Raw genomic sequence first — 20924 nt, forward strand, 5'->3', positions numbered from 1 at the left:
CCTACAAGTGACTTCGCCGGGATTCGCGGATTCACAGGGCGGGAGAGTGCGTCACTCGACCAAGTGATGTTCAATTGCGTAACGGGTCAGCTCGACATTGGTTCCTATGCGCATCTTTTGGGCAATGCGAGCCCGATAGGTGCTGATGGTCTTGTCACTTAAGCACATGTCGGCGGCGATCTCTTTCACGGTCTTACCAGTCGTGATCAGACGCAATACTTGCAGCTCACGGTTGGATAGCCGCTCGTGTGGAGCGATGGGGTTTTCGCCTGACAGGCTGAGAGCAAGCTTTTCGGCTAGGGAAGAGGAGACATAGCGGCCGCCGGAGAGCGCCTTTCGGATACCCAGGAGCAATTCGTCGGACGCACTTTGTTTCGTGAGATATCCAGCCGCACCCAGTTTGAAAGCTCGAATCGCATAGTCTCGCTCAGGAAAAACACTCAGGATCAGGACGGGCGTGCTCGGTGCGATGCTCCGTAGTTCCGGGAGGATGTCCAGTCCACCTCGGGTGGGCATGTTGATGTCGAGCAGGATGATGTCCCAACTTTCCCGCCGCGCGGCGGAGAGTGTTTCCAGGTCATTGCTCGCCTCTCCCACCAAAAGCGGTTGAAACTCATCCGAAAGGATGAGTTCGAGGCCTCTGCGCACGACTTCGTGGTCATCGGCAATTAAAATCTTTAACTGGGAAGGTCCCATATCGACGTTGTGGGTTCGTGGAACGGAACCAATACGATCAACTTGGTACCCTGGGATTCGCCAGGCTTGAGCTCCAACTCGCCTCCCAGCAGAGTGGCATGCTCCTTCATCCCCAGAAGGCCAAGGGCTCCCGGTCGGATGAGCACCGTCGGATCGATACCCACGCCGTTGTCGAGCACCTCCATCTCCAACCGTGCTTGATTCCTCCGTAGCTTGACCATGACTTGCCCCGCCCGGGCATGGCGCACCACATTCGTCAGCGCCTCCTGAAGAATTCGAAACAACCCGATAGAAATTCCGGGCGAGGGCTCCGGCAGCCCTTCCTCCATCTCCAGGTGGCACTGCATCCCGCTGCGTTGTTGCAGCAACTCAAGCTCACACTTGATGGCGCTGGCGAGCCCCAGATTATCCAGAACATCAGGGCGATAGTCCGTGGCGATGCGCTGGACCTCGGTGATGGCGGAATCCACGATGTCCTCAGTTTCCATCAATTTCTCCAACAGGGCCGGATTCGTATCGGTGTTGGCGGCGATGTTTTTCTCAATCCAGCCCAGGTCCATTTTGAGCCCGGTCAATATCTGGCCGAGGGTATCGTGAAGATCGCGCGATATCCTGCGCCGGTCTTCTTCGCGGAGGTTTTGGGAGCGTGAGGAGAGCGCCCGGAGCTGACGCCGAGATTGATCCAGACTTTGCTCGCACTCCCGCCGAGCGCTGATATCGCACATCCCTCCCGTGAGTTTTAGTGGGCGTTGGAACTGATCTCTTGAGACCAGGCCGCGGCCAAGAACGAAGGCAGTCTTTCCATCCGGACAAAGCACCCTAAACTCGTCCGACCAAGCAGTGGCGCTTTGGCCGACCAAGGCATCGACACCGCGGAGTACACGTTCGCGATCCTCAGGGTGAATCCGCTGCAGCCAGGCTTCCCGCCCGATCTCCACGCAGTCCTGGAGGTCGCCGAACCTTCCCGTCAATCCGCCACCCCACCAAAGCCGGTGCGATTGGAGGTCCCACTCAAAGAGAAGGTCCGCCGTCGCCCGAGCTATCATCTCATAGCACGGACTCACGCCGAGGCTCGGGCTCTCGTGATCCTGGGAGGTATGATGATGGCAGCCCACAATGAAAGGCGGAACGATCAGGGATCGACTTCGAACGAGATCTTCGCGTTGAGGCGGAATCGCTCGATTTTTCCCTCGCGGACCACCGCCTGTAAATCATTCACATAGAGACTGCGTATACCATGGATGGTCCGCCCGGCGGTTTCTACCGCGACTCGGGCCGCCTCCTCCCAGCTCGTGTCGGATTCGGCGATCAACTCGATGACTTTAACAACAGATGACATAGTGACTCCTTAATTGGACTGGATTCCTTTCGAGGGAAGCGGTGAGTCGGGTGACTTGAGGTCCTTAATGGAATCGCGGTGAGGTCGATTCCAGGTAAATTGGCAGCTTTCACAGTAATACGCGGCGGGAAAGAGCCCAACCAAAGTGAACACGTGATCCAGGATCGCCGGCAGCATGTTTTTACGCGTCACCGCGGGGTATTGGACCCGCGAAGAACCGCACTCGGGACACCGCACCGCGCGCATCCAGAGAGTCTCCTTCGCTTGAAACAGCTTTTCAGCCGTCTCCACCTGGGTCTTATCCACTTGAACGTGGATGCCAGCCTTGGGATGCACCCAGAACCAGAACTTTTGCAGGGATCGTTCGTCGTAGACGCGGGCAGCAACGCCTTCAGACTGCAGGTGGGACTGGAGTTCTTCCGCATCAGCAAGACGGTTGAAAGTGCCGATGCTGGTCCATTCGGGGGAGACTGGAGGGCTCATAAGAGTGGCAGAGATAGGGAGGTTTTACGGATAGATCGCGCGATAACATTCCGAAACCGCGGCTGTGTCAAGTTGGTCGGCGAACTCATGGACCCACTCCACGACCTGGTCGGTTGAACAGTTTCCAAAGTGGATCTCCTGTCCGATTTCCAGGAGCGGGCGGCACATGACTTTCCGACTCTCGGCATGGTGTTCTTCCATGTAGCGGTAAAAGTCATTGCACAGCGAGGTGGGAGCGGTCACGACGACCTTATCGGGTTCGGCTTGAATATCGAATAGGCCGGATATGGCGTCGCGCAAGATGTCATTATCGTCCTTCATAGCGTAGGTCCACTTCGCCATGTTGCTGGCCCTCCTCCACTTGGGGAGTGGTTCCCGTGATGGCCGCTTTGACCGCTTGAAACGCGTCCTTGATTCCGTTCAAGCCCTGACTGTCCCAAAATTCTCCATGCTCACCGAGCACGTGAATCAATACGATGGCGGGATCGTTCTCACCTTCGGGAAACCAGGGTTTGAAGGTCGGTTTCCACAGGCGTTGGATGGTGTTGCGATCGTGGCTCAACGACGCCCGCCCCGAGATGGTCAAGCAGTTTGAATGGCCGTCCTGGCAGATGACATGCACGCGCGTGTCAGCCTCAATCTCATGGACTTTGGCGGATTCTTCACTGGTGATGAACCAGAGGTCGCAATTCTCGTCCACGCGGGCGATGGCCATGGGCCTGGATCTAAACGGTGTGCCGTTTCCTGCCCGGTGGGTTACCAGGACCGCAACCGAATAGTCCGCTAACATTTCCCTAAAATTAGGAATGGAGCTGAGTTTCATAGTCAGAATTCGTTCAGGTTGTGAGGTGCAGATGGGCCCTTTGCCTTCTCTTCACCGGCCTCGGAGGAGAAGCCCTCATGCCATGGCAGACCGTAGGACTCGCGGAAAAAGATCCGGTCCAGCGGCAGCCGCCCCGGATAAGCCTTGTCAGGTTCCTTCATGCGTCCGATGGCCAGTAGCGCCACGATCTCGCCCTCCTCCGGCACGCCGAACCCCCGTTTGATCCCCGCGGGATCGAATCCTTCCATCGGAGCGGTGTCGTAACCACAGGCTTCTGCAGCCAGCATGAGGTAGGTAACGGCAATCATCGTGTGGCGGTTCACCCATACCTCCAGTGGAAACTCGGAGAGGAACTTGCGCGCCTGGACTGCCGTCTTCTCCACCTCCTCAGGTGAACCGGCCCCCCGCCGCGCTCCCTCCGCCAGAATCTCCTCGGCCATCGCCAGTGGCTCGCTTTTCATTCCGATGGCGATGATAACAAGGGGCGCTTCGGTGATCTTCTCCTGGTTCATCGAGGCCTTCCGAAGACGCTTTCGTCCGCCTTCCGTCCGTACTACGATGAATCTCCAGGGTTGGAGGTTGTAACCCGAGGGAGCCTGCGCGCCGACCCGTAATATGAAGTCGAGGACTTCGGCTGGCACCGCTTCATTGGTAAAGTGGCTGGTGGCCCGTCGGTTCATGACGATGTCTGCCAAGTCCTTCAGAGGCCGACCTCCCGGCGCGGAGAGAGACCCTTCCACCAGGTGTTCCGGTGACGGCGTGGGCTTCGCACCCCTTCTCGGGGCCGTGATCGATGGATTGGTAAAGGGGTTTGTCATGTGTTCGGCTCTTGGTGGGTCAGGATCACACAGGAGCTATAGCTTGGAGGATGCCAGATCCGCATCTGGCCTCGTTCCACCCTAGAAGGCGGGGTTTTAAGGATCTTAGCAGGGAAAGCTCGGACAGATGGTGCTTGTTGAGCTTGCAATGCGCCTTGTTAAGGCAGCGCTTTGCAACGATCCCACTGCTTGCCGTCTTTCGTGGCTTCACAAACGCAATCCGCCGCCGTTGTAGCAACGGAGGCGGATGTGTTGTCCCAACTCGTTACCTTTGGTTTAGCGAGATCGCCAGGAGGCGTCGGCGGGCGGGACCGGTGGTGGGAATGATGGGAGAGATTGGCTCGAGCGGATGGACGGGTTGTTCCTCCTGCGCTGCCGGCTGGTCTCACTGCAAAGCAGGGACGCGATGGTGCGAGCCGAACAACCTCGGATGTCTCGGCTCGCCGACAGGTTCAACGGCGATACATTCTGCGTAGGGGAGCTTCCACGGTTTAAGTTCATACGGGTCGATGCAGATTTCCTCTAGCTAGAGGCATGCCAGTGAACGGCCCAACCGGAGCTAGGAGCGAAGCGACGCAGGATCTGCCATTGGCCGCGTGGCGGCGACGAGGCGAAGGCTGAGAGGTTGGTTCTCTTCAATCTGCGGCGGGTCCAAGCGGCCGACCCCACGCTCGGCGAGTCGCCGGAGGGCCTGCCAATAAGCCTGCTGCAACTGAACCCGTCTGGGTTCGGCGGGCGCTTCTGGGACGAGAATTTCGAACACTGCCTTGCCCCCACGGCAGGTGCACGTCAGCTTCAGCAGCTTTCGAGGGCAGATCCGCTGGGCCAGTTGCAGCATCTCCCATAGGAGGTTCCGAATTAAACTCGCCTCCCCATAAATCACTTCATCCTCAGGTTCGATGATCCAGTGAACCTCAGGAGTGATGTCCAGCAGCGCGCCGTCCATCTTCCAACGTTCCACGATCTGGATGACTGGAATCTGCGATGGGCTTTCCAGTGCAAACTTGGACATCAGCCCCTGCACCTGACGCCCAATTTCCGTGGCCGTGGACTGCAGTCTCTTGATGGCTTCCAGCACAATCGGCTCTGAATTGGCCTCGCTCAGCAGCGTTAAATCCAGATCCATCCCATTCAAAGTGTTCCTGAGATCGTGACTGTAGGTCTTCACCATCAAAGAAACGTCCTTAAGCGGATAAAGCACGGGAGCCTCCGCCGAAGTTCCCCCACCGATCGAGGCCCCCGCGTTTCTGTTCGCGGCCAGCTCCGGGTTGAATGGGGGTTGTTGGGGCATATGTCCTTTGCCGAGCTTTCCTAACGAGTTTCCCCCCTTGAGTCAACACCTCGGCTTTCACGGGAAGCCGGTCGGCGAGGGATACCTCCTCGTCCCTATTGAGAATTCTGTTGGTTCGGTTTGGCAGGTTCTCCTGTCGTGGGAATCTGGCTCGGGGCGTTGGTGGGAGTCCCCGGTTGCGTGGTTGGCGGCGTCACCGTGTTGGTCGTCGACGTTGCTTCAGGAATGGGAGGAGAGGCCGGGCGGCAGCCGGCCACGGCGACGAAGAGCAGGCTCGAGAGGAGTAGGGAACTAGTTTTCATGAGTGGTATTGGCTTTGATCGTTTCGGTTTTGATCGACACCCTCCTTCAGCGCTTCCCGTGCCAGACGACTCACCACGGCGCGCGAAGGATCCGACCGTTGTCCAAACCACCGAAATTGGAGGCGTTTGCTGGCTAGCGGTGCTTCTCTTCGGCTCAAGGTATCCGCGACACGCTCGCAGCCTGAAGGCGCGCGGCTCCGTTCTGACCTAGTCATGTGTTGCAATTTGCACGCTCCAGCTGCGCGACACGAGCTGCGCATTTTTTCCTTCGTCGATCGTTCTGATCCAGTTTGCTGACAGCTTTTTGCCGCCAGTGAGCCCTTGCCCGGACAACCTTCAGGAATGGGTGTCATCGTTCTCTACTGGCTCTCAAGAGTTTCCGATTCAAGCGTTCGAATCGGGAGCGGGCTGGCATGATTTGGGCTTCCGGCCCGCATCGAGCTCGTTGGTGGTGCGTAGCGAAATTGAATCGTCTCGCGTGTCACCGGGCTCACCGCTGGAATGCCCACTCATCCTAGATCAGTTTTTCAGATCGCCCTGATGCTGGCACTGCTCGTTTACCCCGACGACGCAGGAGCGGAGACCAACCCCAAGCGAATTTACCAGCGTGTCCTGCCTTCCGTCATGACTCTGGAAGTCGAGAATCAGGTGGATGAGAGGTTTATTGGCAGCGCGGTGATGGCCTTGGCGGACGATATAGCCATTACCGCTTGGCATGTCGTTTCCGATGCCCGGGTGGTGTCAGCTTGTTTCGCAGACGGCACCCGTGTACCGGTCGTGGGATACCTCGATCGCGACTGGCAGCGCGATCTGGTGTTGGTCAAGCTTGCACGCCCGTTGCGCGGACGCCGGGCCACGGTCGATCTGAGCCTGATGCCGGTGGCCAGCCGGGCTTATGTGATCGGCGCACCGAAAGGGCTGGGATTCAGCATTTCAGACGGCTTGGTCAGCCAGCTCCGCACCGTGGATGGGTTTGCGCAATATCAGGTTTCGTGCCCCATCTCACCTGGGAACAGCGGCGGGCCGCTGTTAAATGAGCGCGGGCGGGTAGCAGGCATCGTCTCCTGGACCAAATCCGACGCGCAAAATGTTAGTTTTGTCGTTCCTTGTCTGGAACTTCGTCGGCTCAATCCTCAAGCCGCGGTGGTGACATTGAACGATCCGTCGCAGCGCGCCGCATTACCCACACCCGCACGACAACTGCACAGCGACCTCCCTGTGGTGAAGACTTCTAGTGACACCAGAGTCGGGGGTTTTGGTCAGTTTGCAACTTTGATGGAGCGCCTGGTGGGCCAGCGGATCACTGTTGGGATCAGAACCAACGGCCAGGAAAACACCTTCACGTTCACCGTGCCTCCTGGGTCTTGGCGCTAGGCTTCGACCCGCTTCCCCCTACCGCGCCTTCCTTTTTCGGTGTCCGTTTTCGTTCCGGTCATCAAAAAACTTGTTCCCGTCGCACCCGCCAATTACTTTCGGCAAGGCAGCCTTAAGTCTCCAGGTCCAACGCACATTCCCACAAAAACGGCTGCCGGCCACTGTCCTGAGTCACTAGGGTCAACGCCTCCCCTGAGTGGAAGCGCTACTAACGAAGCCATTCTAAACGACTTGCCTCTATGAAACGTCCCTCGACAAAGAAATCGTCCGCTGTAGTGCTCTCTCCTGTTCGCGGGGAGACCGAGCTAGATGGCCACGCTGATCTGTTGTCCCAGCTTCTCTATGCTTTGCGGGCGTACAAGGAGGGCGACTTCTCGGTTCGTCTTCCGTCGGACTGGACCGGGGTTGCGGGGAAGATTGCGGACGAGTTCAACGACATCATTTCCTTCAACGAACGGTTGACCGTGGACACCGCTCGGGTGAGTCACTCAGTGGGGAAGGAAGGCAAGCTGAAGCAGAGGTTGACGGTTTCGGGAGCCAGCGGGGACTGGAGCAGAAAAGTCGAGGCGATCAATACGCTGATTGATGATCTGGTGTGGCCAACGACGGAGGTGACCCGCACCATCACCGCGGTGGCCAAAGGAGATTTGACCCAACCCATGACACTCGAAGTGGAAGGTCGTCCCCTGGAGGGCGAGTTCCTCCGCAGCGCCAACATCGTCAACAAAATGATCGAGCAGCTCGGGGTTTTCACCTCGGAAGTAACCCGAGTCGCCCGCGAGGTGGGCACGGAGGGGAAGCTGGGAGGGCAAGCTCAGGTTAAGGGGGTAAGCGGCGTATGGCGCGATCTCACCGAGAGTGTGAATCAGATGGCGGGTAACCTGACCGCGCAGGTGCGCAACATTTCCGAAGTGACCATCGCGGTGGCCAACGGGGATCTCTCACGAAAAATCACCGTCGATGTGCGGGGGGAAATCCTGCAGCTCAAGGAAGCCATCAACACCATGGTGGAGCAGCTTCGTTCGTTTGCCTCGGAGGTCACCCGGGTAGCGCGCGAGGTGGGGACCGAGGGCAAGCTGGGGGGGCAGGCGATCGTGCCCGGAGTGGCGGGCACCTGGAAGGATCTCACCGATAACGTGAACTCCATGGCCAGCAATCTAACAGCGCAGGTTCGTAACATCGCAGAGGTCACGACGGCCGTGGCGCGGGGCGATCTTTCCCGGAAGATCACCGTGGATGTGCGGGGGGAGATTCTGGAGCTCAAAGACACGATCAACACCATGGTGGATCAGCTGAACTCGTTTGCTTCCGAGGTCACGCGGGTGGCCCGTGAAGTCGGCACGGAGGGGAAGCTGGGGGGCCAGGCGGAGGTCCCAGGGGTGGCGGGCACCTGGAAAGATCTGACCGACAACGTGAACTCCATGGCCAGCAACCTGACGAACCAGGTGCGCAACATTGCCAATGTCGCCACGGCCATTGCCAGCGGCGACCTGTCTCGAAAAATCACGGTCGATGTCCGAGGTGAGATCCTGCAGCTCAAGGAAACGATCAATACGATGGTCGACCGGCTGAATGCTTTCGCTTCCGAGGTCAGCCGCGTCGCCCGGGAGGTGGGCAGCGAAGGCAAGTTGGGCGGGCAGGCGGAGGTGCGGGGTGTGGCGGGCACGTGGAAAGATCTGACCGACAACGTAAACTCCATGGCGAATAACCTGACGTCTCAGGTTAGAAACATCGCGGAAGTCGCCACGGCGATAGCCAACGGCGATCTCTCGCGGAAAATCACCGTGGATGTACGCGGGGAAATCCTCGAGTTGAAGGACACCATCAACACCATGGTGGATCAGCTCAACGGATTCGCCTCGGAGGTCAGCCGGGTGGCGCGGGAGGTGGGCACCGAGGGAAAGCTCGGCGGCCAGGCGGAGGTGCGAGGTGTCGCGGGCACCTGGAAGGATCTGACCGACAATGTCAATTCGATGGCGAGCAATTTGACGGCGCAGGTCCGAAACATCGCGGAGGTGGCGACCGCGGTCGCCCGTGGGGATCTCTCGCGAAAGATCACTGTGGATGTGCGCGGAGAAATCCTCGAGCTGAAGGACACCATCAACACCATGGTGGACCAGCTCAACGGATTCGCCTCGGAAGTCACCCGCGTCGCGCGCGAGGTGGGAACGGAAGGCAAGCTGGGCGGCCAGGCCGAAGCCAAGGGGGTGGCTGGCACGTGGAAGGATCTGACGGACTCCGTGAACTCGATGGCGAGCAACCTGACGGACCAGGTGCGCAACATTGCGGACGTGGCCACCGCCATCGCCCGGGGGGACTTGTCGCGCAAAATCACCGTCGATGTGCGCGGTGAGATCCTGCAGCTCAAGGAGACGATCAACACCATGGTGGATCAGCTCAACGGTTTTGCCTCCGAGGTGACGCGGGTGGCGCGGGAGGTGGGGACCGAGGGGAAGCTGGGCGGCCAGGCTCAGGTGCCGGGGGTGGCGGGTACCTGGAAAGGGCTGACTGACAGTGTCAACTCGATGGCGAGCAACCTGACCAATCAGGTGCGAAATATCGCGGACGTCACGATCGCGGTGGCCAACGGCGATCTGTCTCGAAAGATTACCGTCGACGTTCGCGGTGAGCTCCTCCAGTTGAAGGAAACCATCAATACCATGGTGGATCAGCTGAACGCCTTCGCTTCGGAAGTCAGCCGGGTGGCGCGGGAAGTCGGGACGGAGGGGAAGCTGGGCGGCCAGGCTCAGGTTCCCGGGGTCGCGGGGACGTGGAAGGTGCTTACCGACAATGTGAATTCCATGGCAAGCAATCTGACGAATCAGGTGCGAAACATCGCGGATGTCACAATCGCGGTGGCGAATGGGGACCTCTCCCGCAAGATCACCGTGGATGTGCGCGGCGAGATTCTGCAGCTGAAGGAGACCATCAACACGATGGTGGAACAGCTGCGTTCCTTCGCCTCCGAAGTGACGCGCGTGGCGCGCGAAGTGGGTACTGAGGGCCGGCTGGGGGGACAGGCAATTGTTCCCGGGGTGGCCGGCACCTGGAAGGACCTTACGGATTCCGTGAACGCGATGGGAACGAACTTGACCGCTCAGGTTCGCAACATCGCCGAGGTCACCACGGCCGTTGCGCGTGGCGATCTCTCACGCAAGATCACCGTGGACGTGAAGGGTGAGATCCTGGAGCTTAAAAACACCATCAATACGATGGTGGATCAGCTGAACGCCTTCGCCGCCGAGGTCACACGGGTGGCTAGGGAGGTGGGCACCGAAGGGAAGCTCGGCGGCCAGGCTCAGGTTTCCGGCGTCGCAGGGACGTGGAAAGACTTGACCGACAATGTGAACGTCATGGCCGCGAACCTGACCAATCAGGTCCGGGGTATCGTGAAGGTTGTGACCGCGGTGGCGGACGGCAATCTGAGGCAGAAGCTGACCGTTGAAGCCAAGGGTGAAGTCGCCGCGCTGGCGGAGACCATCAATAACATGACGGACACTCTGGCCACCTTTGCCGAGCAGGTCACCAACGTGGCTCGCGAGGTCGGGGTGGATGGACGGCTGGGCGGGCAGGCCCATGTTCCGGGCGCCTCTGGAACCTGGCTGGACCTGACAGGCAATGTGAACCAACTGGCTGCCAATCTCACCACCCAGGTGCGCGCCATCGCGGAGGTGGCGACCGCGGTCACAGAGGGGGATTTGACGAGGTCCATCACCGTGGAAGCCCGCGGAGAAGTCGCCGATCTGAAGGACAATATCAACACCATGATCGGCAATCTCCGGGAGACCACCCAACGCAACCAGGAACAAAACTGGCTGAAAACCAATCTCGCGAAGTTCACGGGCATGCTCCAGGGGCAACGGGATCTCGTGACTGTCGGGCAGATGTTGCTTTCGCAGCTGGCCCCGTTGATCCAGGCCCAGCATGGGACGATCTATCAGATGGTCACCGGGGAGCTTCAGCCTTATCTCCGGCGCCTCGCCGGTTATGCTGCCGGAGGCGAATCAGGCGAGCCGGACGTGTTCGCGCTGGGTGAAGGCCTGGTGGGGCAGTGTGCTCTGGAGAAACAGCGGATCCTGCTGGCGAATATCCCGGCGGATTATATCCGGGTGCACTCCAGCCTGGGGGAAAGCTCTCCTCGCCATCTCATTGTTCTTCCCGTGCTGTTCGAAGGGGAGACCAAGGCCGTCGTGGAGCTTGCCTCCCTTCAACCATTCACCGACACGCATGTGGCGTTTCTCGAACAGCTCACCCAGAGCATCGGCGTGGTGTTGAACACCATCGAGGCCAATATGCGCACCGAAGGGTTGTTGAAACAGTCCCAGGAGCTGACCGCCGAACTGCAGACTCGTCAAACGGAACTGCAGAACACGAATCAAGAATTGGGCGAAAAGGCCAGGCAGCTCGCGGAGCAGAATGAGGAGGTGGAGCGCAAGAACAAGGAAGTCGAACAGGCGCGGCGGGCTTTGGAGGAGAAGGCGGCCGAACTTGCGCTGACCTCCAAGTACAAGTCCGAGTTCCTGGCCAACATGTCCCATGAGCTGCGGACCCCTCTGAACAGCATTTTGATCCTCGGCCAACAGTTGGCGAACAACACCAATGGAAACCTCACGGAGAAACAGGTCGAATGGTCCAAGAATGTCCATTCCGCGGGATCTGAGCTGCTGAATTTGATCAACGACATCCTGGATCTCTCCAAGATTGAATCGGGTACGGTGACGGTCGAGGCGGAGGAGACACCCTTCGCCAACCTGCGCGACACGATCGAGCGAAACTTTCGCCATGTGGCGGAGGCCAAGAATGTGCCCTTCCACCTCGAGTTCGACGAATCGCTGCCCCGCTCGGTCACCACCGATCCAAAACGGCTGCACCAGATTTTGAAGAATCTCCTGTCCAATGCTTTCAAGTTTACGCATCAGGGGCAGGTGACCATGCTCGTCGCCCCGGCCTCCGGGGGCTGGAGTCTCACCCATCCTGTCCTGAGCCGCTCCTCCGTGGTGCTGTCGTTTGCCGTGCGCGACACCGGAATCGGCATCGCTCCGGACAAGCAGAAGCTGGTGTTTGAAGCCTTCCAGCAAGCGGATGCGAGCACGAGCCGGAAGTATGGAGGAACCGGTCTTGGTTTGGCCATCAGTCGTGAGCTTGCCACCCTGCTGGGTGGCGAGATCCGGCTCGCCAGCACGCTGGGCGAGGGGAGCACGTTTACGCTCTATCTTCCGCACAGTTACCTCGGGCCCGTGGCCAGCCGGTTCACACCGGCTCCCGTCTTTCCTGCTCAAACCCCGTTGAGCACGGGACTGCCAGTTTTGCCCAAGATTCGCGAGGAGGACATTCCGGACGATCGCCATAATCTCCGACCCGGCGATGTCTCGATCCTGATCGTGGAGGATGATCCCCACTATGCGCGTGTGCTGTTGGGGCTAGCCCGCGATTGTGGATTCAAAGGCGTGGTGGCTCAGCGCGGGGCCTTGGCGTTGACCTTGGCCCGCGAACTTCGTCCCACCGCCATCTCCCTCGACGTGTTCCTCCCGGACATGCTCGGATGGACGGTGCTGAACAACCTCAAGTTGGACGCTTCGACCCGGCATATTCCGGTACAGATCATCACCTGCGAGGAAGAGCGGCAGCATGGTCTTTCCCACGGTGCCTTTGCCTATCTGGTGAAACCAACCACGACGGCGAGCATCGAGAGTTCGCTGCTTCGCCTCCGCGAGTTCGCGGAACCTCACACCAAGCGACTCCTGGTGATCGAAGACGACGCCCTCGAACGCCAATGCATCGTGGAGTTGCTCAGCCATGGAGACATTGAAATCACGGCGGTGCCTTCCGGTGCCGAGGCGATGAGGGCGCTGTTCGACCGACCCTTCGACTGCGCAGTCTTAGACTTGCGGCTTCCCGACATGACTGGATTTGAGTTGTTGGAGAAGGTCCAGGCGGAGCCCGCGCTGCGCAACCTCCCCATCATCATCTTCACGGGAAAAGACCTCACTCCCCCTGAGGAGACCCAGTTGCGGCAGATGGCCAAGACGGTGGTCCTCAAGGATGTTCACTCTCTGGAACGCCTTTTGGACGAGACGTCGTTGTTCCTGCACCGTGTCATTACCGATCTTCCCGAGGATAAGCAACGGATGCTGGCACGGCTGCACGATTCGAACGAAGCGCTGCGCCATCGGAAGGTCATGATTGTCGATGATGACGCTCGCAACATCTACGCTCTGGCGACGGTGCTGGAGGGAGCAGAAATGCAGGTGCTCAGCGCAACCAACGGGCGACAGGCGATCGATACCATCCAGCAAACACCCGACATCGCCGTGGTCTTGATGGACATTATGATGCCTGAGATGGACGGCTTTCAGACGATGCGGGAAATTCGGAAGGAGGCTCGTTTTCGGTCGCTGCCCATCCTGGCCCTGACAGCCAAAGCGATGAAGGGAGATCGTGAGAAGTGCCTGGAGGCCGGCGCTTCTGACTATATCGCCAAGCCCGTAAACACGGACCAGCTCCTCTCGCTCCTCCGCGTTTGGCTCTTTCGCTAAGGAGTGTTCGGTTCAGCTCGCCGCGGAGCGGGCGGCATCGATCGGATGACGCTGAGCGTTTGTTCCAGGGCTTGAATATCGATCGGCTTGGTCAAGTGGGCGTGGAACCCAGCGTCCAAGCTGCGTTGAGCATCACTTTCCATCCCGTAGCCGCTGAGGGCGATGCCCCAGCAGTCTGGTCGCAGTTGCCGAAGCTCCCCGATAAGGTCGTGGCCGTTGCCATCCGGCAGTCCCAGGTCGGAGAGCAACAGGTCAAAGCTGAAGGATTGCGCTTGTTCCAGGGCCTCCCGTACGCTCTCCGCCGTGGTGACCGTGTGGCCTCGTTGAGTGAGAAGCCGCGCGAGAGTACGGCGCGTCTGGCCGTGGTCCTCCACCAACAAAATGCGGAACGAAACCTGCGGTCCCGCGGCTGGACGCATGGCGACCCGGAAGGGGCTGGTGGATTTTTCGTCTCCTCCGTCTGGGCCAACGCTGGACGGCAGTTCGATGATGAACCGCGCGCCGCGGCCCGGTCCCTCGCTTTCCGCGAAAATGCGTCCGCGGTGAAGCTCCACCAGCCTCCGGCAGATGGCGAGTCCCAGGCCCAGCCCGCCAAATCGAGGGCCGTGCTCCCCTTGAGTGAAGGGAGAAAAAATCCGTTCCAAGTCTTCGCTGGCGATGCCCACTCCCGTGTCCGCGATCTCCACTCTCCAGGCCTCCGGTGCCACCGCATAGGAACGAATCTCTATCCGGCCCCCGGCTGGCGTGAAGCGTAACGCATTCTTCATCAGATTGCTGAACACCTGCTGCAGGCGCACGGGATCAGCCTTGAGCCAGGGGGTGGCCGTCCCGCAGTCGAAGTGGACCTGGATTTGCTTTTCGTCGGCTTCCGCTCTGAGACGATCCCAACTCCAGTGGATCAGCGCATGAAGGTCAATGCGACGGGGCTCCAGGTGAAGCTTGCCGCTGGAGATCCGGGTCAGATCCAGCAGATCGTCAATGAGGCGCGCCTCCAGTTCAATGTCTTGGCGGATGGCGCCAAAATCCTCACGCACCGCCGCCTCCAGCATTGGGTCGCCCTCCCGTTCGCTCGCCAGTAGGAGCGCTGGATTGAGGGGCGTTCTCAGTTCGTGAGAAAGCGCCGCGAGAAAGTCGTCCTTGGCCTTGGAGGCTGCTTCAGCCTCCTCTTTGGCCTCTCGGAGCGCGGCTTCCGTTCGTTTGGATTCGGTGACATCCAACACAATGCTCACCGCACCCATCAGCTCTCCTTCCTGGTCCCGCAGGGGATGAGCATCGAAGATCACGAACCGCTGCGATCCATCCGGCCTTTCGATCACCATTTCCTGACGATGGTGGGTGCATCCGCTTCGGAGGGTCAGTGCCATGGGGCCGGCGTCGGGTGCCAGGTAGCTCCCGTTCGGAAGATAGGAACGAACGGCACCGCACCACGACTCCTGGCCGATTTCGGGGGCACGTCCCCATAGATCTATGGCAGCCTGATTGTACAATGTGATCACTCCATCCGCATCGCAGGTGTAAATGGCGGTGGGGAGAGCGTGAATCAGGTGCCGGTAGCGCGCTTCGCTATGACGCAGGAGGTCCGCCGCCGCTTTTCGTTCCGTGATATCCAGCGCGGTTCCGACGACGAATCGGCGCCCGTCGCCCAAAACCCCCGGGGAGGAGGCGCTGAACGCCCAAACCCGCTGCTGGCCGCTCCGGGTGAGGATTTCGAACTCGACCTCGCCCATGCCCGTGTCCCTTTCAAAGAGACTGCGAACGGCGCTGCGGATCTCGTTGGCCCCATATCCATAGGCGCGCGTCAACCAGGCATCCATGGTGGGCACCTCCGCCATGGTGTACCCCGTCAACTTCGCCCAAGTTTTGCTGATCTGCAGCACCTGGCCATCCTCCGCGTGCATGATCACCGGGATGGGAGCGTCCTCGATCGCTCTCCGAAATTGTTCCTCACTGCGGCTCAACTCTTCCGTTCGCTGCCGCACTCGAAGTTCCAACTCATCGTTCACCCGAGTCAGGGCCGCTTGCGCCGCCTTGCGCTGTCCGATCTCCTGTTCGAGGGCCAGGTTGGCCTGCTCGAGTGCTCGGGTGGTCCTAAAGAGTTCAACGAACGCGGCCACCTTGGACCGCAGGATCTGAGGGTTGATCGGCTTGGTCAGGTAGTCCACCGCCCCCACCCCGTAACCTTCCAGCACATCGGTGTCCTCCAAAAAATGCGCGGTCAGGAAGAGGATGGGGATATACTGGTTGCGTTTGCGCTGCTTGATCAGTCTCGCAAGCTCCAAACCACTCATATCGGGCATTTGGATGTCGAGTACGATGGCGGCAAATTCCTCATTCATGAGGGCGAGCAACGCTGCGTTTCCGGAGGGAGCCCGCACCAGACGGTAATCGGGCGACTCGAGGATGGCCTCGAGGACCTCCAAATTTCGAACTTGGTCGTCCACCAGGAGGAGGTTGACGCTTGGTCGTCCCGTTAGCTCGGCCGTTGTGCTCATGGGCAGGCCCTCTTCGTTGCATTCGCTCCCAGGGTGTCACTCATGCAAGCGGCGCGTGTGACGCGGCGGGCGCAAGGGTGCCTCGGCAATTCCGCCCGGCGTCTGGTGAGTCATTCCTAGCACACATGTCTCTTGGGACGATTTGGCTGGAGTGTCGCTGTTGAGTCGTCGAACTAGTAAAAACGCGATGCGTGTGAATTAGCATGCGCGCCCGGGGTGTGCAAGCGACAAGCTGAAAATGACATCAGGGAATTCGCGTATCCTCCGACAGTCGATGACACTTTAATCCGTAAGTCACTCGATCATGCAATCTGCAGTTGGGCACCGATATGGCCCTGGGTAATCTGCAATTCGGAAACTTGGCCTCCTGTGATATCCCTTGAAAATTACCCGCAATGCCACCGAAACCGCCCTCGCAACTGGCGGTACAATCTATGCAGACCAACTGCTGTCACCACTCCACTGGGGGTGGATTGACCCGTAAAATCGACAACCACTTAACGCCATGAACACACTGCAACTCAAAGGAAACTGGAATGTCATCAAAGGTAAACTGAAACAACAGTATGCCGACCTGACTGATGACGACCTCAAGTTTGTGGAAGGAAAAGAGACCGAATTGATTGGCCGTCTCCAGAAGCGAACTGGGAAGACTCGCGAAGAAATCGAACGAGCGATTGATCGGGAATGCGAGAACTGCCGCTAGGCTGCCAGCCTGCGCGCATCATCCTTTCAAATTCCAAACCATAGTGGTTTCTTCAGACGCCCCGCTCCCGCCGGTGCACCTGCACTCGGAATTCGGAGCGGGGCGATTCAAGCATATCCCTATGGGTTTCCACCGCCCCAGCGCCCGAGCGCGGTAGACCTGTATGCTCGCAGCCGTAGTGAGGGGAGGACGACAGGGTTCGGTCGGGCTCTGTGTTCATCATGCGGTCTCCCCTGCTGAATGCTACGGGTCCGCTGAGAGTAAATCCTGGCCCGAGGGTTAGTTTATTCAGAAGTCCCTAGGGTCCTATGGAGATGATCCTCAGACCCGTGGGTGGTAAGGGCCTGTCGGCGGGCGGTGTTGGTGCCTGAGCGATTGCGTTGCTCACGGCAAACGCATTGGTCAGCCAACGAGGCGCTTTAACAACCCGGAAAGAGCCCGTCGACGTGGTGCGATTGGAACTCACCATCAACGGTTGCATAGCCATTGTGGTCGAAGAGAGAGCGGGAAAAGGTGGCAGAGAGATGCTCTTCATGGGGAATAAGCCAGAGTAAAACCCATTGCTTCCCACGAATGGGGAAATGAAAGGGTAGGGAGCGGGAACGGGATTCAGGGAGGGGCGGTGGGACACGGTGAGAGGGGGAGCTAAGGCCGTCAGCGCTTGGCCTCCTGCTTCGACCACAATCACAAGGCTTATCACGAACGAGGCCACGGCCACCGGAAGGGTTTTCATAAATTCTTCAAAGTCAGATCTCCTAAAGCACAAACGTTGCCGAGTTGTCTGGGGTCCGGCTCCGCGCCTTCGCTGGCCGATAATCCTCATTTTCCGTGGGGTCGCGCAGACGAGGGGGCGTATCGGTTAACAGTCGGGGGCCGCATCGTGCTGCAACCTGCATGGTGGGGAATGCAAATTGCACCCATGCGATCGTGGCAGGTGAATCCCACTTAACGAATTAGGTGGTTGCACCCTGCACGAAACCGGGGTGCTCCGGTTGCACAATGCACCTCGCGTTGTTTGCTCATCTAGGTCACACCAGGCTAAAGCCTTTAGTCGCAAGCACCCACTCAATGGGAAAGTTTCGGCACGCCACTGGCTAATCGGTGATCGTCCTTTGGAGCAGTCGCTGCTCACAACCAACAACCGCAATGATGAAACTTCCCATGAAACCAATCTACCAACACGCTTTAATCGCAATGACCTGTGCCATCGCCACCACGGGCACGGCTGCGGAGCCCACCACTCGTCCCGCCCTGGAGAGCCCCCACAAAACGTTACGCCATAGCACCGCGAGCGGCGAAACCTTGGCGGCCCCTTCCAAGGCCTCGGAGTTGATCGGAAAAGCGGTGAGCAACGCCGAAGGCAAGTCGCTGGGCAAGGTGGATGATATCGCCATCGACCTGGAATCCGGCAGGGTCAGCCTGGTCATCGTCAGCACGGGGGGCGTCCTGGGAGTCGGGTCCAAGGACATCGCTGTACCCCCTTCGGCGTTCACCTACGAACCTTCATCCAAAAACCTTCGTTTAAATGTGGACAAGGATAAGTTCAGAGACGCGCCCGCATTTGAGAAGTCTCGTTGGGATGAGCAGGTGCAGCGAGATCGCCTGACGCAGACCTACACCTACTACGGGCAGGAACCCTATTTTCAAAGGGCTGATGCAGATTTACGCACAACGCCACCGGCGCCTGCTGCAACCCCGACCCAAAACCCGGCCACTCGCCTGGACGGAACTAAGTTAGAGCGGCCCGATGTCTCAGTAACCCGCCCAGCCGACGCGATTGTCGAGAGTCGGCAGTTTGACAGCTCACGAACCTCACCTTCCCAGCTGGGCTGGTTGAACAAGGCAAGTGCCGTGATCGGAATGAACGTGATCAACCAGGAGAACAAGAAGTGCGGCGAAGTTGACAATCTGATTCTCGATCTGGAGACCGGCCGCATTGTCCATGTGATCATCTCGTCAGGGGGAGTGCTGGGGATTGGTGATACCCTGAATGTGGTGCCGCCCAACGTCCTCCGCTATAACGCGTCCCGGGATGCTATCCAGATTAACTTGACCAAGGAACAGCTGGCAGCCGCGCCGAACTTCAAGTCCTCCGAATGGCCGAATTTTGGCGATCCGGCCTACTCGGGCAAGGTATACCGTGCCTATGGAGTGGAGCCTTACTTCACCACGGATGCAGACAACACCAGTCGGAATGTCCGCGATCGCCAGGCGGATCGTTTGTCGCCCTTGGACCAGGGAAAGAGCGAGGCGGATGTGGAAACAACCCGCCAGATTCGTCAGCAGATCAACGACCGCGACGCACTCTCGGTCAACGCTCGCAATGTCAAGGTCATCACTGTGAATGGCCGCATCACCCTCCGCGGGCCCGTCAATTCGGAAGAGGAGCGAGCCTGGATCGTCGAGTTGGCCAAGAAGCACTCCCGCAATGGAGACGTCGATGATCAGCTGGAAATCAAGCGCGACGTAAACAACAATTGAGCCCTCGCGAGGGGGATTGCAGCTCCTGAGGGGGCTGCCCCTGACACTGGGCCGGTTTCGGTTCTAAGCAGGAGCTCGGGCTGTGCTCCATCGAACCACCAAGAAACCTGGCCCAGTGTCAATTGCTTGTCGGATGTGTTAACCCGCGGATCATGAAGATGTGTGTCTATCACGATCCGCTTACCCTTTCGGAGTATGGAAAGGCTCACTAAGCTGTTTCTGGAGCAACTGTCGGATATTTACGACGCGGAACAAAGGTTCACGCGCGTGCTTCCCAAGTTGATGCGGCACATTACCGAGGAGGCGCTGCGGGATTTGCTGCATCATCACATCATTGAGACTGAGTTCCATGTTCAGCGTTTGAATACCATTTTCGAGCTGTGTCAAAAACCCGCGTCGGGAAGAAAGTGTCATGCCGTGGTCGGGCTTATCGAGGATGCTCATGACCTCGTCGCTGACCACAAAGCCTACTCCAGCATTAATGCTGCGATTGCCTGTTCGGTGCAAAAAATAGAGCACTATGAAATGGCGACTTACAGCTGCTTGTCCGAGTGGGCACGGCAGCTGGGGTTGGAGGAGGCGTCTGCGCTGCTCCTCAAGACGCTGGCAGAAGAGCGGGCCTGCGAGAAGAGCATCGGAGACTATATCGCCATTGAATACCCCGGAGCCGCCCGAAGCTGTGGACAGAATGGCGATCAGATGATCTGCGGCGGTTAGAGGTGGGCTGACGGCGAGTTGGAGGCAGCGCGCGCTCGCCTCCTTTCTAAACAAAGGTAATCTTATGCAACCACGATCAGCATCACCCACCAGCCGGATGTCGTGGGCACGAGCCTTAATGGCCGGCCTCGGCCTGTCGTTGCTCTGGAGCAACGCGCAGGATAACCGCGGCCTCGTCGTTCATCCCACTTCGGAGAATCCTGCGCCCCGGTTCAGCGGACTCAGCGCGGGGGATGTCGCTGAACTTTTTCGCGTAGGACATCGAATCATCGTTGCAGGGGAGAACCTCAAAAACAGCAGCCGAGATCCCCTGATACGCCAAATGGGAGGTGAGATCGCGCAGCGTTACCGTCAAGTTCAGTCCAACCTGGGGATGCTCACGAACCGTATCGCTCAGGCTGCCGTGGCAGCGAGGGATTCAGTGGCGCGCTCGGACGACGCTGGATCTCGCGGTTCTGGACTGAACGCCGACCCGTCTGCGCCCATGGCTGGCCTGACCCTCACGCTTCCACCGGCGCTGGCGGGCGAGTTGAGCGTGAGCGCCTCTGAATCCGCGTTCGGGGTAAATGACTCCGCTGCGAGCACGGGATTGGTGAGGCGAGGACCTTCGTCCTTCGAGCCCGCGGCTCGTCGGGATCGGATGGGATTGACCTGTCTCAAAACTGCCCTCGCGGCGGCCATCAAAGCTTATGGCAATCCAGGGCTGCGAAAGTTGGACCCTGCGCTCGGTCGATTCGCCGATGTTCAGGTCGAACAGCTTTCTAGAGATCAGCATCGTGTCGAGGCAAGCCTACGCGAGGATGAGGTGTTTGGCCGGTCGGGCGAGCGCGAGGGGAGCGGTGGGCTGTTGGATCAGCCCTATTAAA

General features: G+C 59.1%; 16 protein-coding genes. 6 read left to right on the top strand and 10 right to left on the bottom strand.

The window, feature by feature from the left end; all coding sequences use genetic code 11:
• Window positions 1-51: 51 nt before the first annotated feature.
• The 9 genes from JNN07_17000 to JNN07_17040 form a co-directional block, all read right to left on the bottom strand.
• Window positions 52-696: a response regulator transcription factor gene (locus JNN07_17000; GenBank protein MBL9169441.1), complete on the bottom strand. Its 645-nt coding sequence runs from the start codon at window positions 694-696 to the stop codon at window positions 52-54.
• A complete protein-coding gene (locus tag JNN07_17005) occupies window positions 678-1742 on the bottom strand; it encodes a PAS domain-containing protein (protein MBL9169442.1) in 1065 nt (354 codons plus the stop codon). Before JNN07_17005 ends, JNN07_17000 begins: the two co-directional genes overlap by 19 nt.
• An 86-nt stretch (window positions 1743-1828) precedes the next feature.
• Window positions 1829-2035, bottom strand: a complete 207-nt coding sequence (locus JNN07_17010) for a dodecin domain-containing protein (protein MBL9169443.1) — start codon at window positions 2033-2035, stop codon at window positions 1829-1831.
• Between the two features lie 9 nt (window positions 2036-2044).
• On the bottom strand, window positions 2045-2518 hold the full coding sequence (locus tag JNN07_17015) for a hypothetical protein (protein MBL9169444.1): 474 nt from the start codon (window positions 2516-2518) through the stop codon (window positions 2045-2047).
• A gap of 24 nt (window positions 2519-2542) precedes the next feature.
• Window positions 2543-2839, bottom strand: a complete 297-nt coding sequence (locus JNN07_17020; protein MBL9169445.1) for a hypothetical protein — start codon at window positions 2837-2839, stop codon at window positions 2543-2545.
• Window positions 2826-3341, bottom strand: a complete 516-nt coding sequence (locus tag JNN07_17025; GenBank protein MBL9169446.1) for a pyridoxamine 5'-phosphate oxidase family protein — start codon at window positions 3339-3341, stop codon at window positions 2826-2828. The genes JNN07_17020 and JNN07_17025 overlap by 14 nt, the downstream gene beginning before the upstream one ends.
• A 2-nt stretch (window positions 3342-3343) precedes the next feature.
• The gene (locus JNN07_17030) at window positions 3344-4159 is read right to left on the bottom strand and encodes a nitroreductase family protein (protein MBL9169447.1); all 816 of its coding nucleotides are present in this window, start codon (window positions 4157-4159) and stop codon (window positions 3344-3346) included.
• A 559-nt stretch (window positions 4160-4718) separates the two neighbouring features.
• Entirely contained in the window at window positions 4719-5450 is a 732-nt protein-coding gene (locus JNN07_17035; protein MBL9169448.1) for a HAMP domain-containing histidine kinase, read from the bottom strand.
• Window positions 5451-5545: 95 nt separating this feature from the next.
• Window positions 5546-5752, bottom strand: coding sequence for a hypothetical protein (locus tag JNN07_17040; GenBank protein ID MBL9169449.1), 207 nt, complete (start codon window positions 5750-5752; stop codon window positions 5546-5548).
• Window positions 5753-6253: 501 nt separating this feature from the next.
• Here JNN07_17040 and JNN07_17045 point away from each other — a divergent pair.
• On the top strand, window positions 6254-7126 hold the full coding sequence (locus JNN07_17045; GenBank protein MBL9169450.1) for a trypsin-like peptidase domain-containing protein: 873 nt from the start codon (window positions 6254-6256) through the stop codon (window positions 7124-7126).
• Between the two features lie 239 nt (window positions 7127-7365).
• Window positions 7366-13662, top strand: coding sequence for a HAMP domain-containing protein (locus tag JNN07_17050; protein MBL9169451.1), 6297 nt, complete (start codon window positions 7366-7368; stop codon window positions 13660-13662).
• Here JNN07_17050 and JNN07_17055 read toward each other — a convergent pair.
• A complete protein-coding gene (locus JNN07_17055; GenBank protein MBL9169452.1) occupies window positions 13659-16154 on the bottom strand; it encodes a response regulator in 2496 nt (831 codons plus the stop codon). The two genes, JNN07_17050 and JNN07_17055, sit on opposite strands and share 4 nt — an antisense overlap.
• 505 nt (window positions 16155-16659) lie before the next feature.
• On the opposite strand from JNN07_17055, the gene JNN07_17060 reads away from it, so the two are divergent.
• The 4 genes from JNN07_17060 to JNN07_17075 all read left to right on the top strand — a co-directional run bounded on the left by JNN07_17060 (window position 16660) and on the right by JNN07_17075 (window position 20923).
• Window positions 16660-16860 (top strand): CsbD family protein, encoded by a 201-nt coding sequence (locus tag JNN07_17060; protein ID MBL9169453.1) that lies wholly within the window; start codon window positions 16660-16662, stop codon window positions 16858-16860.
• 1161 nt (window positions 16861-18021) lie between these two features.
• On the top strand, window positions 18022-19341 hold the full coding sequence (locus JNN07_17065) for a PRC-barrel domain-containing protein (protein MBL9169454.1): 1320 nt from the start codon (window positions 18022-18024) through the stop codon (window positions 19339-19341).
• A gap of 195 nt (window positions 19342-19536) precedes the next feature.
• Window positions 19537-20058, top strand: coding sequence for a DUF892 family protein (locus JNN07_17070; GenBank protein MBL9169455.1), 522 nt, complete (start codon window positions 19537-19539; stop codon window positions 20056-20058).
• A 64-nt stretch (window positions 20059-20122) separates the two neighbouring features.
• Window positions 20123-20923, top strand: coding sequence for a hypothetical protein (locus tag JNN07_17075; GenBank protein MBL9169456.1), 801 nt, complete (start codon window positions 20123-20125; stop codon window positions 20921-20923).
• The last annotated feature ends 1 nt before the right edge of the window (window position 20924 follow it).

The sequence above is a fragment of the Verrucomicrobiales bacterium genome, from assembly GCA_016793885.1.
Taxonomy (GTDB): domain Bacteria; phylum Verrucomicrobiota; class Verrucomicrobiia; order Limisphaerales; family UBA11320; genus UBA11320.